15 protein-coding genes are annotated in these 15,716 nt (G+C 67.8%); 10 read left to right on the top strand and 5 right to left on the bottom strand.

The window, feature by feature from the left end; genetic code table 11:
* Window positions 1–55: 55 nt before the first annotated feature.
* Window positions 56–1,189, bottom strand: coding sequence for an acyl-CoA dehydrogenase family protein (locus CFB81_RS25120; RefSeq protein WP_069617364.1), 1,134 nt, complete (start codon window positions 1,187–1,189; stop codon window positions 56–58).
* 137 nt (window positions 1,190–1,326) lie between these two features.
* Here CFB81_RS25120 and CFB81_RS25125 point away from each other — a divergent pair, with 137 nt between their 5' ends.
* The 3 genes from CFB81_RS25125 (at window position 1,327) to CFB81_RS25135 (ending at window position 4,804) form a co-directional block, all read left to right on the top strand.
* Window positions 1,327–2,361 (top strand): AraC family transcriptional regulator, encoded by a 1,035-nt coding sequence (locus CFB81_RS25125; RefSeq protein ID WP_089436881.1) that lies wholly within the window; start codon window positions 1,327–1,329, stop codon window positions 2,359–2,361.
* Window positions 2,362–2,483: 122 nt separating this feature from the next.
* On the top strand, window positions 2,484–4,034 hold the full coding sequence (locus CFB81_RS25130; protein ID WP_089437135.1) for a nodulation protein NfeD: 1,551 nt from the start codon (window positions 2,484–2,486) through the stop codon (window positions 4,032–4,034).
* Window positions 4,031–4,804: a slipin family protein gene (locus CFB81_RS25135; protein ID WP_069617367.1), complete on the top strand. Its 774-nt coding sequence runs from the start codon at window positions 4,031–4,033 to the stop codon at window positions 4,802–4,804. The genes CFB81_RS25130 and CFB81_RS25135 overlap by 4 nt, the downstream gene beginning before the upstream one ends.
* Window positions 4,805–4,885: 81 nt before the next feature.
* Here CFB81_RS25135 and CFB81_RS25140 read toward each other — a convergent pair whose 3' ends face one another.
* Window positions 4,886–6,163 carry an HAD family hydrolase gene (locus CFB81_RS25140; protein ID WP_089436882.1) on the bottom strand — a complete coding sequence of 426 codons (1,278 nt, stop codon included), beginning with the start codon at window positions 6,161–6,163 and terminating at the stop codon, window positions 4,886–4,888.
* 502 nt (window positions 6,164–6,665) lie between these two features.
* On the opposite strand from CFB81_RS25140, the gene CFB81_RS25145 reads away from it, so the two are divergent.
* The 6 genes from CFB81_RS25145 (at window position 6,666) to CFB81_RS25170 (ending at window position 12,040) form a co-directional block, all read left to right on the top strand.
* Window positions 6,666–7,565, top strand: a complete 900-nt coding sequence (locus tag CFB81_RS25145) for a M24 family metallopeptidase (protein WP_069617369.1) — start codon at window positions 6,666–6,668, stop codon at window positions 7,563–7,565.
* A 43-nt stretch (window positions 7,566–7,608) separates the two neighbouring features.
* The gene (locus CFB81_RS25150) at window positions 7,609–9,396 is read left to right on the top strand and encodes an SDR family oxidoreductase (RefSeq protein WP_089436883.1); all 1,788 of its coding nucleotides are present in this window, start codon (window positions 7,609–7,611) and stop codon (window positions 9,394–9,396) included.
* A 34-nt stretch (window positions 9,397–9,430) separates the two neighbouring features.
* Window positions 9,431–10,336 carry a metal-dependent hydrolase gene (locus CFB81_RS25155; RefSeq protein WP_069617371.1) on the top strand — a complete coding sequence of 302 codons (906 nt, stop codon included), beginning with the start codon at window positions 9,431–9,433 and terminating at the stop codon, window positions 10,334–10,336.
* 79 nt (window positions 10,337–10,415) lie between these two features.
* Window positions 10,416–10,703 (top strand): hypothetical protein, encoded by a 288-nt coding sequence (locus CFB81_RS25160; RefSeq protein ID WP_069617372.1) that lies wholly within the window; start codon window positions 10,416–10,418, stop codon window positions 10,701–10,703.
* A 251-nt stretch (window positions 10,704–10,954) separates the two neighbouring features.
* A complete protein-coding gene (locus tag CFB81_RS25165; RefSeq protein ID WP_089437136.1) occupies window positions 10,955–11,332 on the top strand; it encodes a DUF2917 domain-containing protein in 378 nt (125 codons plus the stop codon).
* Between the two features lie 333 nt (window positions 11,333–11,665).
* Complete coding sequence (locus CFB81_RS25170; protein ID WP_069617373.1) at window positions 11,666–12,040, top strand: DUF2917 domain-containing protein; 375 nt, start codon at window positions 11,666–11,668, stop codon at window positions 12,038–12,040.
* 171 nt (window positions 12,041–12,211) lie between these two features.
* Here the strand turns inward: CFB81_RS25170 and CFB81_RS25175 are convergent, their stop codons facing one another.
* On the bottom strand, window positions 12,212–12,490 hold the full coding sequence (locus CFB81_RS25175; RefSeq protein WP_069617374.1) for a hypothetical protein: 279 nt from the start codon (window positions 12,488–12,490) through the stop codon (window positions 12,212–12,214).
* Between the two features lie 830 nt (window positions 12,491–13,320).
* Here CFB81_RS25175 and CFB81_RS25185 point away from each other — a divergent pair.
* A complete protein-coding gene (locus tag CFB81_RS25185; RefSeq protein ID WP_069617375.1) occupies window positions 13,321–14,622 on the top strand; it encodes an NCS2 family permease in 1,302 nt (433 codons plus the stop codon).
* Between the two features lie 242 nt (window positions 14,623–14,864).
* On the opposite strand, the gene CFB81_RS25190 is transcribed toward CFB81_RS25185, so the two are convergent.
* Window positions 14,865–15,152, bottom strand: coding sequence for a DUF1488 domain-containing protein (locus CFB81_RS25190; protein WP_006486743.1), 288 nt, complete (start codon window positions 15,150–15,152; stop codon window positions 14,865–14,867).
* A 240-nt stretch (window positions 15,153–15,392) separates the two neighbouring features.
* Entirely contained in the window at window positions 15,393–15,668 is a 276-nt protein-coding gene (locus CFB81_RS25195) for a DUF2964 family protein (protein ID WP_249190481.1), read from the bottom strand.
* Between the last annotated feature and the right edge of the window lie 48 nt (window positions 15,669–15,716).

A 15,716-nucleotide genomic window follows, 5' to 3' on the forward strand; every position in this document is an offset into this window, starting at 1 on the left:
CTGCTCGTGTGCCTGCTCGTTCGATTGCGTGGTGTCGGATGGAGCGCGCCGCGACTCAAAGCTGCCGCGCGATCACCATCCGCTGCACTTCGCTGGTGCCTTCGTAAATCTGCGTGATGCGCGCGTCGCGATAGTGACGCTCGACTTCGTAGTCGACCAGGTAGCCGTAGCCGCCGTGGATCTGGATCGCATCCGAACACACGCGTTCGGCCATCTCGGACGCGAACAGCTTCGCCTGCGACGCTTCCGACAGGCACGGCAGCCCGGCCGTGCGCAGCTTCGCCGCGTGATGCACGAGCAGGCGCGCGGCGTTGATCTGCACGGCCATGTCGGCGAGCTTCTGCTGGATCGCCTGATGCTCGGCGATCGGCTTGCCGAACTGCACGCGCTCGCCCGCATAGCGGCGCGCCTTGTCGAATGCCGCGCGCGCGATGCCGAGCGCCTGCGCGGCGATGCCGATGCGCCCGCCTTCGAGGTTCGACAACGCGATCTTCAACCCTTCGCCGCGATTGCCGAGCAGGTTCTCTTCCGGAATCGCGCAGTTCTCGAGCGTGATCGGGCACGTATCCGACGCGCGGATGCCCATTTTCTTCTCCGGCTTGCCGACGATGAAGCCGGGCGTGTCGGTCGGCACCAGGAACGCGGAAATGCCGCGCTTGCCGGCTTCCGGGTCCGTCATGGCAAAAACGATCGCGACACCGGCGCGCTGGCCGTTGGTCACGAACTGCTTCGCGCCGTTCAGCACCCACTGGCCGTCGCGCAGTTCGGCCCGCGTGCGCAGGTTGTTCGCCTCGGAACCGGCATGCGGCTCGGTCAGGCAGAATGCGCCGATCACGCGGCCGGCCGCCATGTCGGCCAGCCAGCGATCCTTCTGCGCGGGCGTGCCGAAGCCGAGGATCGGCCCGCAGCCGACCGAGTTGTGCACGCTCATCATCGTCGCGCACGCGGCGTCGCCGGCCGCGACTTCCTCCATCGCGAGCGCATAGGCCACATAGTCCGTATACGAGCCGCCCAGTTCCTGCGGCACGATCATCCCGAGCAGGCCGAGCTCGCCGAGCTGCGCGACGATCGCGTCGGGCAGGTGCGCGTCGTGGTCCCACTGCGCGGCGTTCGGCGCCAGCCTCTCGGTGGCGAAAGCGCGCGCGGCGTCGCGGATCATCCGCTGGTCTTCGGTGTAAAGCTCGTCCATGGTGCTGCAGTCTCCCGCGGCCGCCGGGCGCGACCGTCCTTGCGTTTCGATGCAACAAGTGTAGGCAAGCGCGCGCGACTGTTCGATGCTCGCGTCGCTCATTTACACTGAGCGTTTTTGCCACACCGGCGACACCGATGAAGCAGGAAGACAAGGGAACCGTCGCAGTCAGCCTCGTCGCGTACAGCGTCGCGCTCGCCACGCGGCGCGGCGTCGCGGCCGAGCCGCTGCTCGCGCGGGCCGGCATCGCCCCGGCGCTGCTCGCGCAGCCGCGCGCACGTGTGTCCGCGCAGCAGTACGGCGCGTTGTGGAACGCAATCGCGCGCACGCTCGACGACGAGTTTTTCGGGCAGGACAGTCACCCGATGCGCAGCGGCAGCTTCATCGCGATGAGCCAGGCGGCGCTGTCCGCACGCGACGGGCTGCATGCGATGGCGCGCGCGGTGAACTTCATGCACTGCGTGCTCGACGACCTGCACGCGGAACTCGACGCGAATCCGCAGCGCGTGCGGCTGCGTTTCGTGCACCGCAACAACGGCGCGACGCCCGCGATGTTCACGTACGCGACCTATTTCATCATCGTCTACGGGCTCACCTGCTGGCTGATCGGCCGGCGCATTCCGCTGCTGCATGCGAGCTTCCGCTGCGACACGCCGCCCGCCGACCACGAATATCCGTCGATGTTCTGCGACGACATGCGTTTCAACGAGCCCGATTCGTATGTCGATTTCGATCCCGAATTCGCGACGCTGCCGGTCGTGCAGAACGCGAAGACGCTGAAGACGTTCCTGCGCAACGCGCCGGCCAGCTTCATCGTCAAGTACCGCAATCCGAACGCGCTCGCGCAGCGCGTGCGCGCGGTGCTGCGCGGGATGCCGCCGGCCGCGTGGCCGGGCGCGGGCGGGATGGCCGCGCGGCTGCACGTGGCCGAGGCCACGCTGCGCCGCAAGCTGCACCAGGAAGGCCACGCGTACCAGTCGATCAAGGACACGCTGCGGCGCGATCTCGCGTTCGAGGCGCTGGCCGACCCTGCCCGCACGATCGCCGACGTCGCGGCCGCGACCGGGTTCGCCGAGCCGAGCGCGTTCTACCGCGCGTTCCGCAAATGGAGCGGGCGCAGTCCGGCCGACTATCGCGACGAAGTGCTCGCGCGCGGCGGCGGCGCGAGCTGACGCCGGCCGGTGCGGCCGCACCTTCGCGCTTTCGGCCGAAACCGCCTAATCTTCAAGCATCGGGCCCACGCCCTTTTTCGCGAGCCGGACGGCACGCGGCCGTGCGCCGCCCGGACGTCCCGATGCGTTTTCACCGTCATGAGCCGCCGGCGCCTGCCGCGCCGGCCGGCCGCCCCCGTCACCCGCTGTCCGCGCGGGTCGCGCGCGCCGCGCTGTTCGCGGCGCTGCTCGTCGTATGCGCCGCGGTCGCCGCGCCGCCATCGGCCCATGATGCGCCTGCCGCGCATCCGGTCGTCGTGATTCCCGTCAACGGCGCGATCGGCCCGGCCAGCGCCGATTTCATCGTGCGTTCGCTCGACCGCGCGGCCCGCGAGCACGCGCCGCTCGCGATTCTCCAGCTCGACACGCCCGGCGGCCTCGATACGTCGATGCGGCAGATCATCAAGGCCATCCTCGGCTCGCCGGTGCCGGTCGCCGCGTTCGTCGCGCCGGGCGGCGCGCGGGCGGCGAGCGCGGGCACCTACATCGTCTATGCGAGCCACTTCGCGGCGATGGCGCCGGGCACCAATCTCGGCGCGGCGTCGCCCGTGCAGTTCGGCATCGGCGGCGCCGCGCCGCCGGGCGCGAACCCCGCTGCGCCGCGACCGACCGGTGCATCGGGTGCATCCGGCGTGTCGGACGCGCCGGCCACACTGCCGACCGATACGCAATCGACCGAGATCCGCAAGGCGATGCAGGATGCGTCCGCGTACATCCGCGGCCTCGCGCAGTTGCGCGGGCGCAATGCCGAATGGGCCGAGCGCGCGGTGCGCGAAGCCGTGAGCCTGTCGGCGAACGAGGCGCGGGCGCAGCGCGTCGTCGACCTGATCGCGCAGGACCCGGCCGATCTCGCCCGCCAGCTCGACGGCCGCGCCGTGACGACGACCGCCGGCACGCTGCATCTGGCGACCCTGCACGCGCCGCTCGTCGTGCTCGCCCCCGACTGGCGCAGCCGCTTCCTGGCGATCATCGCCGATCCGAACGTCGCGCTGATCCTGCTGACGATCGGCATCTACGGCCTCTTCTTCGAATTCGCGAATCCCGGTTTCGTGCTGCCGGGCGTCGTCGGCACGATCTGCCTGCTGGTCGGGCTGTTCGCGATGCAGTTGCTGCCGGTCAGCTATGCGGGCCTCGGCCTCATATTGCTCGGGCTCGGCTGCCTCGTCGCCGAGGCGTTCCTGCCGACCTTCGGCGTGCTGGGGTTCGGCGGAATCGTCGCGTTCACGATCGGCGCGCTGATGCTGATCGACACCGACGTGCCCGGCTACGGGATTCCGTGGCCCGTGATCGCGAGCCTCGCGCTCGGCGGCGGGCTGCTCGTCGCGGGCGTGTCGAACGTCGCGCTGCGCGCGCGTCGCCGCCCGGTCGTGACCGGCGCCGAGGCGATGCTCGGCAGCATCGGCGAAGTGCTCGACGACGGCCTGCAGCCGGACCAGCCGCAGGGCGCGGCCGGCGCCGCGCCGTCGGCCGCCGGCTGGGCGCGCGTGCACGGCGAGCGCTGGCGCGTGGCGAGCAGCACGCCGCTGGCGGCCGGCTGCCGCGTGCGCGTGACCGGCCGCCACGGGCTGACGCTGACCGTCGCGCCGCTCTACGACGCGCCCGCCCCCGCCCATCCCCAGGGAGAACCTTCATGATCGGTTACACGTTCGGCTTCAGCAGCGTCCTGGTCGTCTTCGTCGTGGTGCTCGTCGCATCGTCGATCCGCATCTTTCGCGAGTACGAGCGCGGTGTCGTGTTCATGCTCGGCCGGTTCTGGAAGGTGAAGGGGCCGGGGCTCGTGCTGATCATCCCGATCGTCCAGCAGGTCGTGCGGATCGACCTGCGCACCGTCGTGTTCGACGTGCCGGCGCAGGACGTGATCACGCGCGACAACGTGTCGGTGAAGGTCAATGCGGTCGTGTATTTCCGCGTCGTCGATCCCGAAAAGGCCGTGATCCAGGTCGCGCGCTTCTTCGAGGCGACGAGCCAGCTCGCGCAGACGACGCTGCGCGCGGTGCTCGGCAAGCATGAACTCGACGCGCTGCTCGCCGAGCGCGAACAATTGAACGCGGACATCCAGAAGACGCTCGACGCGCAGACCGATGCGTGGGGGATCAAGGTGTCGACGGTCGAGATCAAGCACGTCGACCTGAACGAGACGATGATCCGCGCGATCGCGCGGCAGGCCGAAGCCGAACGCGAGCGACGCGCGAAGGTGATTCATGCGGAAGGCGAATTGCAGGCGTCGGAGAAGCTGCTGCAGGCCGCGCAGCGGCTCGCGCTGCAGCCGCAGGCGATGCAGTTGCGCTACCTGCAGACGCTGACGACGATCGCGGCGGACAAGAATTCGACGATCGTGTTTCCGCTGCCGATCGATCTGCTGGGCGCGTTGCTGGACCGGTTGGGGGCGAAGCGCGAGCCTTGAGACGCGCGCGGGCCGGCCCGCGCGACATCGCGGGCCGATACCGATAAGCGCGGGGGCGTGGGCTGCGCCGCCCCGCCCGCGTCAGGCCAGCAGCTTGCGCTCGGTCTTGCCGTACTTGATCGACTTCTCGTCCGGGATCATCAGCCCCGTGTGCTCGTCGCGGCCCTGCAGCAGGAAGCGCGCGTCCGGGTTGCCGATCTGTTCGGCCGCGAGCTTGCTATCCGCGCCGATCTCGCCCTTCTTCATCCGGTTGACGATCACGCCGGCCGCGGTGTCCTTGAAATCGCGCAGCATCCACGCGTCGCCGTCGCTGTCGCCGAACACCAGCAGCGGGCCGTAGCCCTTCTTCGACGCGAGGACGGTGCGAATGCCCACCGTCTTGCCCGGTCCCCAGTTGAAATGCCAGCCGGCCGGATAGGTGCTCGTGTACTTGCCGTCCTGCATGTCGAGACGCAGGCCGATCACGTTCTCGGGCGGCACGCCGTAGCCATAGTTCGGATTGCCGGCGAATACGCGCACGACGTCGTCGAGCGACGCGGTGCTCACGTACACGTCGATGCCGTTCGCCCGCAGCGTATGCATCACCGCGCGGATTTCCTCGTGAATGCGGATCCCGTGGAAATGCGTATCGGCCACCACGCCGGCCTTGCCCGGCAGCGTCTTCGGGCTTTCGTAGCGGACCTTGCGCAGCGCGTCGCCGATCCCGTAGTTGTTCGACGCTTCCGCCATTGCCTGCAGCTCGGCGGTCGTCATGTTCTTGTAGAAGTAGATGATCCACTTGTAGCCGACTTCGAGCGGATGCGTGTCGCAGATCGCGTCGTACATGAAGTACAGCTTCGCGCGGAAATCCTTGAACTGGTCGGTCTCGCGGATCTCGTCGAGGCGCTTGTCACCGCCGAAGCCCTGGTAGTTCGCATGGAGCCAGCGGTAGTCGGACTCGACGTCGGCGGCGAGGTCCTCCATCGTCACCGGCTTGCCGTCGACGGTCGTGTAGTCCTTCATGAACGCACCCTTCGGCACGTCCTTCCACATCACGGCGACGAACTCGTCCGGCGTCAGCTTGTACTGCAGATGGTTGATCTGGTACATCAGCAGCGCTTCTTCACAGTCGTTCATGATGCACGTGTTGTCCCAGTCGAACACCGCATACGGGCGGCGCTTCGCGTCGTAGCGCGCACTCTTGACGCCATGCCGGTCGAGCACCGCCTGCAGGCGCGCGGCGTTGAACGGCGACCAGCGGCCCGGGTCCAGCGCGTCCGGCGCGGTGGCGCTCTTCGCGCCGGCCATGCCGGCCTTGAGCATCAGCGGCGTTGCGGCGGTCGCCGCGGCAAGGGTGTTCATGAACCGGCGGCGTTGCATGGTCTCTCTCCGTGGAATGTCGAATCGGCTTCGGTCGCCCCGCGCGACGCGTGGCACACCGGCCTCGCGAAGCCGAAAAAGCTTCGAATCGGGGCGGATGATGTGACGAAATTATTTCGGCAATTTGACAGCGTCGTGCCGCGACGCGACGGGGAGTTGATCCGGCGCGACATTGCGGGCCTGCGCCGGGATCTCGCCTGGCGCTCCCGGCCGGCTCCCCCGCTCGGGACGCATGAGTACGCGCCGACCATCCAGTCCCAACCGCCGCAAACCTAGAGCTTCCCCTCCATTTCGGCACTTCATTAGGAGAAGCCCTCATCCCCGGGGGGTGGCGCACGAGCCCGAACCGGCTATGATTATTACATCAACCAATGGCACATTAAATGCTGACTGAATAATCCGCCCGGGATCATCGGTGGATGCGTTCCGATCAGCGCCCCGCCTTGCACAGGACCCGCGTCGCGCCGAGACGCAAACGCGGGCCGACACATGGAGACGCCTCATGACCGCCCACCATCCGCTGCCGGAAGTCCATCTCGACGAGTTGCCGCAATTCCGCGCGGTTCAGCAGCTTGCCTACCGCTGCGTCGAGACCGTCGGCGCGATGCTCTATCCGGGCATCACGGAAAAGGAAGCCGCGCGCCTGCTGACCGAATGGCTGCAGGATCACGGCGTGCACGACTGGCTGCACAAGCCGTTCGCGTGGTTCGGCGACCGCACCGCGTTCGACGGGTTCTCGGGCCTCAAGCACATGGGCGGCTTCAACCTTGCGTTCTTCCCGAGCAACCGGCAGCTCGAAACCGACATGCCGGTGATCCTCGACGTCGCGCCGGTGCTCGACGGCATCGTCGCCGATGTCGGCTACGCGCACTGTCTCGGCCGCAACCCGATCCTCGAGCAGTTGCAGGACGACCTGCTGGACCATCGCGACCTGATCGTGCGGCTCGTGAAGGCGCGCCGGCCCATGGCGGAAGTCGCACAGGAAGTCGATGCGCTGTGCCGCCGCCAGGGCGTCGAGCCGCGCCACAAGGCCTATCCGTTCAAGGTGCTCGCGCATCGCGTCGCGAAGATCCACAAGCTGTCGAAGCCGCGCTTCGTCGCGCGCTTCGGGCTGAACGCGACGCGCAACCTGCTGCTCGACCAGGGCCGCGCGGCGAAGCAGCAAGGCTGGTCGCCGCTGTGGTCGATCGACCGCCGCTCCGAGCATGCACCCGTGCCGGGCCTGTGGGCCGTCGAGCCGCATCTCGGCTTCGCCGGCGTCGGCGCGAAATTCGAGGAACTGCTCGTGATCACCGACGACGACGCGTACTGGCTCGACGACGACCTGCCGCACGTGCGCCGCTGGCAGCGCCGCCAGGCTGAACGCGCGCAGGCCGCGGCGAACGTTCCGGCCGCCGCCTGACGCGCCCGCACCTCCCCTCGACTCCCTGAACGACGGACTCACGATGCAGCCTCTTTCCGACGAAGCGCCGCTGGCCCTGTTCGAATCGGTTCACGGCGAAACGGCGGTCGCCTCGGGCGACCTGACGCTCGCGGTCAGGACCTGGGGCGACCCGGCCCGCTCGCCGGTCGTGCTCGTGCACGGCTATCCCGACGACAGCAGCGTCTGGCAGCACGTCGCGCCGCTGCTCGCGCGCCGGCATCACGTGATCGCGTACGACGTGCGCGGCGCAGGCCTGTCCGGCGTGCCGACGCGCACGGCCGACTACCATCTCGCGAAGCTGACCGACGATTTCGTCGCGGTGATCGACGCGCTCTGCCCGGGGCGCGCCGTGCACCTCGTCGCGCACGACTGGGGGTCGATCCAGGGCTGGGAATTCGTCACCGATCCGCGTCTCGCCGGCCGCATCGCGTCGTACACGTCGTGCTCGGGCCCGTGCCTCGACCACGTCGGCTTCTGGCTGCGCGAACGCGTGCTGCGCCCGACGCCCGCGTCGCTCGCCAAGCTCGGCGGCCAGCTCGTGCGCTCGTGGTACGTGTATCTGTTCCATCTGCCGTTTCTTCCCGAGCTCGGCTGGCGGCTGTGGCTCGGCCGCGCGTGGCCGGGCCTGCTGCGCCGGCTCGAGAAAACGCCTGCCCCGCCGCGCCCGACCCAGGCCGACGACGGCGCGCGCGGCGTACGCCTGTATCGCGCGAACTTCATCCGCTGCCTGTTCGCGCCGCGCGAACGCTACGCGCACGCACCGGTGCAGACGATCGTGCCGCTCGGCGACAAATACGTGAGCCCCGCGCTGTCCGAGAACCTGTCGCGCTGGGTGCCGCAGTACTACCGCCGCGAAGTCGCGGCCGGCCACTGGCTGCCGCTCGCCGATCCCGCGCGCTTCGCGGATCTCGCCGGGCAATTGATCGACGCGGTCGAATCCGGCAACGAACCGCCCGCGCTCGCGAACGCGCGCCGCCGCGCCACCAGCGGGCGCTTCGGCGGCAAGGTCGCGGTCGTCACCGGCGCGGGCAGCGGGATCGGCCGCTGCGCGGCGCTGGCCTTCGCCCGCGAAGGCGCGACGGTCGTCGCATGCGACATCGATCTCGCGAGCGCCGAACGCACCGCGCTGCTCATCGGGCTGACCGGCGCGCACGCGCATGCGAAACGCGTCGACGTCGGGTCGGCCGACGAGATGGAAGCGCTCGCGGCGTGGGTCGGCAGCGAACTCGGCGGCGCGGACGTCGTGATCAACAACGCGGGCATCGGCATGGCCGGCGGCATCCTCGACACGAGCACGCGGCACTGGGAGCGCATCCTGCACGTGAATCTGTGGGGCGTGATCCACGGCTCGCGGCTGTTTGCGCAGCAGATGGCCGCGCGCGGCACCGGCGGGCATATCGTCAATACCGCATCGGCCGCCGCGTTCGGGCCGTCGCGCGACCTGCCCGCGTATGCGACGACGAAGGCCGCGGTGCTGATGCTCAGCGAATGCATGCGCGCGGAGCTCGCGGATAAAGGCATCGGCGTGACGGCCGTATGCCCCGGTTTCGCGGAAACGGGAATCATGGCGTCGACGCACTATGCGGGCGCCAACGCGCAGGACGAAGCACGGCTGCGCAAGCGCGCGACCAGGCTGTACCAGCTGCGCGGCCTGAAACCCGAAACCGTCGCGCAGGCGATGGTCGACGGCGTGCTGCGCAACCGCCCCGTCGTCGCGGTCGGCGGCGAAGCGCACGCGCTACGCTTCGTCGGCCGTTTCATGCCGTGGCTGGGCCGGATGATCGCGCGCATCAGCATGGCATCGCATTGACGGCGCACGACGCCGCACAGGACAGGGAGACAACATGACCGATACCGCCGACTATCACAAGATCAAGGCCCGGCACGTGAAGTTCGACTTCAGCGACACGCCGGTCACCTGGGTGCCGAACGATCCGGGCAGCACGCACATCATCAACACGCTGAACCTGCTGTTCCCGGAAGGCGAGCTGTGGTTCTGCCGCGTGTACAACAAGGCGCTGCCGCTGATCGCCGATGCACGCCTGCGCGACGAAGCCGAAGGCTTCCTGCGGCAGGAAGCCGTGCATTCGCGCTCGCACGCCGGCGTGCTGAAGCACTACTACGACCGCCACGGCATCGACACGAAGCCGTTCACGCAGAAGCTCAACCGGCTGTTCACGCGCGTGCTGGGCGAGCAGCCGTTCGGGCTGAAGATCGGCCACACGCGCTTCTGGCTGCGGCAACAACTCGCGGTGATCGCGTCGCTCGAGCATTTCTTCGGCTATCTCGGCAACTGGGTGCTGAACGCGCACGGGCTCGACGAAGGCCGTGCGGACCCGACGATGGTCGACCTGCTGCGCTGGCACGGCGCCGAGGAAGTGGAGCACCGCACCGTCGCGTTCGACATCTACCGGCACCTGGGCGGCACCTATCCGGAGCGCTGCGTGCACATGGCATTCGTGATCCTGCTGCTGCTCTACTACATCACGACCGGCGCGAAGTTCATGTACCGGCGCGACCCGGACGCCGGCCGCTACCCGGGCTTCGTGCTCGCGTGGTGGCAGGGTTCGCGGCGCGGGCACCTGCCGTCGTTCTGGAAAGTGCTCGGCGCGGCGCTGCGCTATTTCAAGCCGGGCTATACGCCGCACCATGAAGGCTCGACCGAGCAGGCGCTCGCCTACCTCGCGCGCTCGCCGGCCGCGCAGGCAGCCGCGCACGGCGGCAACTGGGGCACGACGAAAGGCGCGTGACCGGGTCGCCGGCCGGTTCGGCGGGCGGCGCCCGCCGAAATGCGTACAATCGCGGCTTCAATTTCCCGGAGGTGCCGCGATGGCCATGAAGAAAACCGATCTCGAAAAGAACAAGGCGCTCAAGCTGACGCACGCGATGAAACAGTCGAGTTCCGCGCGTTTCGGCAAGGGCGCCGACGAAGCGGCCAAGCTGGATCGCCGCGCGCAGCGCAAGCTCGACCAGGAGCAGGGCCTCGTGCCGTTCGCGTGCAAGCTCAACGCCGAGCTCGTCGAACAGCTGAAGGCTCGCGCGGCCACGCACCCGGGAGGGATGACGGGCCTGCTGTCCGAACTGCTCGTGAACGGCCTCGCGCAACGCGACGCGTAACCGCCACGTCTGTCGACATTTCCGTTGACACGGTTGCGCGGCCACGACACACTCGTTCACATGCTCATGCTCAAGCCCATCGCCATCGCGCATAAAAACCGAGTGAACGCCCACCCGCGGCGATCACCGGAGGCGCTTGTGCGTTAGCATCGAAATTCAGTCACGCATGTCACAAGGCCTCGCCGGAAACGGATGAGGCCTTTTGTTTTGGTGCGCGTCATCCCGCCCGGCTCAACGGAACGGAGATGACGATGGACCCAGCAAGCCGGCGGGTTGCCTGCCCCGATCGGTGCCGCACCGATACGATCGCATTGCCGAGCGTCGAATTGCATTTCACGGTCGCGCCGCGCAAGACGCTGACGTGGCGCGCGCAGCACGACGCCGAGATCCGCGTACACGACACCACGCTGTGGATCACGCGACTCGGCAACGTCGACGATTACTGGCTGCGCGCCGGCGACGTGCTGCGCGTGCAGCGCGGCGAGCGCGTCTGGATCGGCAGCGGCGACGACCGGCCTGCCGAAGCATCGATCACGACCGTGTACGTCATGCAGCGCGATACGGGGCTGACGCGTGCGCTCGCGTGGACGCGCGGCCGGCTGAGCGGGCAATGGCGGCGTCGCGCATGATGCACGCATCGCTGCACACGCGATCCCGGATCCCTGTGCGCACCGACCTCGCGAAACGCCGCATGCGCGCGGCAACGCATCGCCCGCGCATATCCCGAAAATTGTCGTTGACAACACCGCACACCCGCAACAAAATCGTTCGCATGCCTACGTTCAAGCTCGTCGCCATCGCGATTCATTGCCCGGTGAACATTCGAAAGAATGGATCACGGGAGGCGCTTGTGCGTTAGCAATCGAGCAGTACCGCATGTCACACGAGGCCTCGCCGGAAACGGATGAGGCCTTTTTGTTCTGGTGCACGTCATCCGTCCGGCTCACTGAATGGAGAAGACGATGGACCAGGCAAGCCCGCTGTTTGACCGTCCCGATCGGCGCGTCGCCGGCACGATCGCGTTACCGACCGTCGTGATCCGCTTCGCGGTCGCGCCGCGCACGACGATGACCTGGCGCGCGCCGCAGGACGCGGAGATCCGCGCGCACGGCGCGGCGCTGTGGATCACCCGCCCGCCGGGCGTCGACGATTACTGGGTGCGGCCCGGCGACGTGCTGCGCATCGCGCGCGGCGAGCGCATCTGGCTCGGCACCGATGCCGACCGGCCGGCCGAAGCGACGATCACGACCGCGTACGTGCGGCGCGGCGAACGCATCAGGCGCATGCTCGCGCACGTGCAACGTTTGCTCGTCGGGAGAGGGAGAAGGAGCGGATGAGCGGCGCGCCGTTTCGCACGCGTCAAGCGCGCGACACGCGGAACGGCCGCGACCGGAAACGGACGCACCCGCGGCGCAATGCGCCGCGGGTGCGCATCGAAGGACGCGGCACGCCGATGCGTGCCGCGAGCGATCGCGCGCCGTGCGCAGCGACGGGATGCAGCAGAGGCATCAGGTGCTGGCGGCGAGACGCGGGCCCGTGCTTCGTGGAGTGGCATCGAAGTCGGGGCGTTGCGCAGCCTGCGAGGTCACCCACGGATCGATGCCCTGCTTCTGCACCTCTTCGAGGAATGACACACGTGTGCGCCAGTAATCCGCTTGTAATTTCGCATCGATGACGCGCTGTTCGGCTGCGAACAGTTCCATGCGCGCCGTCACGAGCATCGACGCAGCGGTTTTTTCCGGCGTGGGGGCGTGTCGCATCGCCCAACGGCTGATCCAGTTCAACATGCTGACCTCCGTGATTACGGACGAACCCGCATCGGGCAATCGCAATCGGCCGCGCCTGACCGGCGGTGCCGAACTAGCCGTGCCTGCCCAAACGCGCAACGGCCTTGACCGCCATTCACCGCCTGGCCTGCACGGACTGCGACTCCCCCGCGTCGGCAATTACCGGCCGGCGTGTGCATGCGCGGTGTATCTATCCTAGAAAGACTTGCCGGTTTATGCGATGGGGTCTTGCAATCTTTTACACAGAAACCACAGTCGCCCTCGCATCGCGAAATGACAGTTGCGGACGGGACGGCTTCGGCGCAGGATAGCCCGATACCTGCGGCCGCCTGGACTGACGAATGGCCGCTGCACGCAGGTGCCGTGTCGTGTATCCGCACCGGCGGCACACGTGCGTTCGCCGGCACGCGCCGCCTGCACCGCGTGCGTGCAGCATCCGGGCGCACCGTTTCAGTCGCATGTCATCGCACACCGGCCGCACGCGACGCAGCCGGCTGGCCGTTGCGCACGCATCGGCCGCGTGGCGCACGCATGACCGGTCTCGCCGGCCTGCCTCGCGCCTCTACCGCGCATTTCCCGCGTTTCCCCATTTCTGCCGGACCGTGCCGCTCGAACCGGTAAAATGCGCGCCTTCGTCACGGGGCGGGTACCCGACCGTTCTCGCGCAGGCAACCGATCGCGCCCTCCAACTATATCGTCCGAGCTATCCGCGCTATTACAATCCGCCGATAGCCGGACAATAGTGGCTGGTTACAGTTAGCCGGCCGCGCTGCCTTTACAACAATTCGGCACAACAATCAACACGACAATCCGACCGGAGAAACGCCTTCATGGAATTCATCAAGCGGTATTTCGGCTTCGCTGAAGCCGGCACTGACTTCCGCACCGAGATACTCGCGGGCGTCACCACGTTCCTGACGATGGCCTACATCATCTTCGTCAACCCCGCGATCCTCGGCGACGCCGGCATGCCGAAGGAATCCGTGTTCGTCGCGACCTGCCTCGTCGCGGCGCTGGCGTCGATCATCATGGGCCTGTACGCGAACTACCCGATCGCCTGCGCGCCCGGCATGGGCCTGAACGCGTATTTCGCGTACACGGTCGTCAAGGGGATGGGCTTCACATGGCAGGCGGCGCTCGGCGCGGTGTTCATCTCCGGCTGCCTGTTCCTGCTCGTCACGCTGTTCCGTGTGCGCGAGGCGATCGTCAACGGCATTCCGAAATCGCTGCGGATTTCCATTACCGCCGGCATCGGCCTGTTCCTCGGCATCATCTCGCTGAAGACGTCGGGCGTGATCGTCGGCAACCCGGCCACGCTCGTCACGCTCGGCGACCTGCACAAACACGAGACGATCCTCGCGATCGTCGGCTTCTTCACGATCGTCACGCTCGACCATCTGCGCGTGCGCGGCGCGATCCTGATCGGCATCATCGGCGTGACGATCCTGTCGTTCTTCTTCGCCGGCAACCAGTTCCACGGCGTGTTCTCGGCACCGCCGTCGATCGACGCGACGCTGTTCAAGCTCGACATCGGCGCCGCGCTGTCGACCGGCATCATCAACGTGATCCTCGTGTTCTTCCTCGTCGAACTGTTCGATGCGACGGGCACGCTGATGGGCGTCGCGAATCGCGCGGGCCTGCTCGTCGAAGGCAAGATGAACCGCCTGAACAAGGCACTGCTCGCCGACAGCACCGCGATCGTCGCGGGCTCGGTGCTCGGCACGTCGTCGACCACCGCGTACATCGAGAGCGCATCGGGCGTGCAGGCCGGCGGCCGCACCGGCGTGACGGCCATCACCGTCGCGGTGCTGTTCCTCGCGTGCCTGTTCATCGCGCCGCTCGCGGGCGTCGTGCCGGGCTACGCGACGGCGCCCGCGCTGCTGTACGTGTCGTGCCTGATGCTGCGCGAGATGGTCGAGGTGCCGTGGGACGATGCGACGGAAGCCGTGCCGGCCGCGTTGACCGCGCTGCTGATGCCGTTCACGTACTCGATCGCGAACGGCGTCGCATTCGGCTTCATCGCGTACGGCGGCCTCAAGCTGCTGACGGGCCAGGCTCGCACGGTCAAGCCGATCGTGTGGATCATCGCGGCCGTGTTCCTGTTCCGCTTCTTCTATCTCGGCAGCGAGTAAGCGCGGCGCGCGCACCGAGGCGACGCACGATGCAAACGCCACCTTCGGGTGGCGTTCGTGTTTTCGCACGACGCTTTCGCGCTCTTCACGAATCGACGCGCATGCCCCGGGGCCGACGCCCGGTCGATCCCGCACGGCCCGCATACGAAAATGCCGCCCGGCCCCACCGAACGGCATTGCGTGAAAGACAACGTCTTCGCGTGCGCCGCGCCCGGGCGCGCCGCGAGACGAGCGTCGTGTCGTCAGCGCCAGTTCGCCTCGTAGAAACGCACGTAGCCGCTGCGCAGCGTCACGCATTGCGCGCGCGTTTCCGACAGCAGGCGCCGCGCGGCCGCCTCGATACGCTCGCGGTGCTGGTCGAATGCGCCGACCATGTCCTCGAAGCGCGGCGATGCCGCGCCGAAGTGGTCTTCCAGCGCCTCGGCGGTGATCTGGCACTGGACCCGCTCGCCATTGACCAGCGCCGTGAACCCCAGCATCAGGTCACGCCCCGAATACTCCGGCTTCTCGTTCGTGAAATGGATCTGCATGGGAGCCGCCTCGACCGGTAGAAAACGAATGACCGCGTCCGTCGTCCGCTACCGGCCGGACGAAATGTACGCGGGCTCGCCGGCGGAGGCCGCTACCGCGGAGTGTGGCGCGGTCGCTGCATGCCGGTTGAATTCCACTTTAGACGGTTTCGCGCGGGACACAAAAATTTCGGTGTGCGTCGTTCCGACGCGCATTTCGTCTGATCTGCGCGGCATCCGGCACCGTTTCGGAAAACGGCGTCAGTGCGGATCGGTCGGCCAGATGTTGAGCGCGATCGCGGCGGTCGTGACGCCCACCGCAATCGCGGCCGCCCCGTATCTCACCGCATCGGTCAGATCGAACAGCAATCCGTGGATCGCCACGGCAATGCCGCCCAGCATGATGAAGGTGGCGATGGCCGCCAGCACGACTCTCAGTTCCGTCCGAACCATGATGCCTCTCCCGAACGGATGCATGTCGCGTCGCATGCATGTTGCAGTGCGGAACACGGCGCGTGCGTGCTCCATTTCCATCATTGCAGGCGGGCGCTTAAAAGCAAGGGGATTTTGTCGGCAGTCGCGCAT

Origin of the sequence: Burkholderia sp. AU28863, from assembly GCF_002223195.1 — a bacterium.
GTDB classification, from domain to species: domain Bacteria; phylum Pseudomonadota; class Gammaproteobacteria; order Burkholderiales; family Burkholderiaceae; genus Burkholderia; species Burkholderia sola.

Coding starts and splice junctions, on each gene's coding strand:
- CFB81_RS25160 (WP_069617372.1), top strand. CDS start 10,416: ATGGCCATGAAGAAAACCGATCTCGAAAAGAACAAGGCGCTCAAGCTG.
- CFB81_RS25190 (WP_006486743.1), bottom strand. CDS start 15,152: ATGCAGATCCATTTCACGAACGAGAAGCCGGAGTATTCGGGGCGTGAC.
- CFB81_RS25125 (WP_089436881.1), top strand. CDS start 1,327: ATGAAGCAGGAAGACAAGGGAACCGTCGCAGTCAGCCTCGTCGCGTAC.
- CFB81_RS25185 (WP_069617375.1), top strand. CDS start 13,321: ATGGAATTCATCAAGCGGTATTTCGGCTTCGCTGAAGCCGGCACTGAC.
- CFB81_RS25145 (WP_069617369.1), top strand. CDS start 6,666: ATGACCGCCCACCATCCGCTGCCGGAAGTCCATCTCGACGAGTTGCCG.
- CFB81_RS25165 (WP_089437136.1), top strand. CDS start 10,955: ATGGACCCAGCAAGCCGGCGGGTTGCCTGCCCCGATCGGTGCCGCACC.
- CFB81_RS25130 (WP_089437135.1), top strand. CDS start 2,484: ATGCGTTTTCACCGTCATGAGCCGCCGGCGCCTGCCGCGCCGGCCGGC.
- CFB81_RS25195 (WP_249190481.1), bottom strand. CDS start 15,668: ATGATGGAAATGGAGCACGCACGCGCCGTGTTCCGCACTGCAACATGC.
- CFB81_RS25150 (WP_089436883.1), top strand. CDS start 7,609: ATGCAGCCTCTTTCCGACGAAGCGCCGCTGGCCCTGTTCGAATCGGTT.
- CFB81_RS25175 (WP_069617374.1), bottom strand. CDS start 12,490: ATGTTGAACTGGATCAGCCGTTGGGCGATGCGACACGCCCCCACGCCG.
- CFB81_RS25170 (WP_069617373.1), top strand. CDS start 11,666: ATGGACCAGGCAAGCCCGCTGTTTGACCGTCCCGATCGGCGCGTCGCC.
- CFB81_RS25120 (WP_069617364.1), bottom strand. CDS start 1,189: ATGGACGAGCTTTACACCGAAGACCAGCGGATGATCCGCGACGCCGCG.
- CFB81_RS25140 (WP_089436882.1), bottom strand. CDS start 6,163: ATGCAACGCCGCCGGTTCATGAACACCCTTGCCGCGGCGACCGCCGCA.
- CFB81_RS25155 (WP_069617371.1), top strand. CDS start 9,431: ATGACCGATACCGCCGACTATCACAAGATCAAGGCCCGGCACGTGAAG.
- CFB81_RS25135 (WP_069617367.1), top strand. CDS start 4,031: ATGATCGGTTACACGTTCGGCTTCAGCAGCGTCCTGGTCGTCTTCGTC.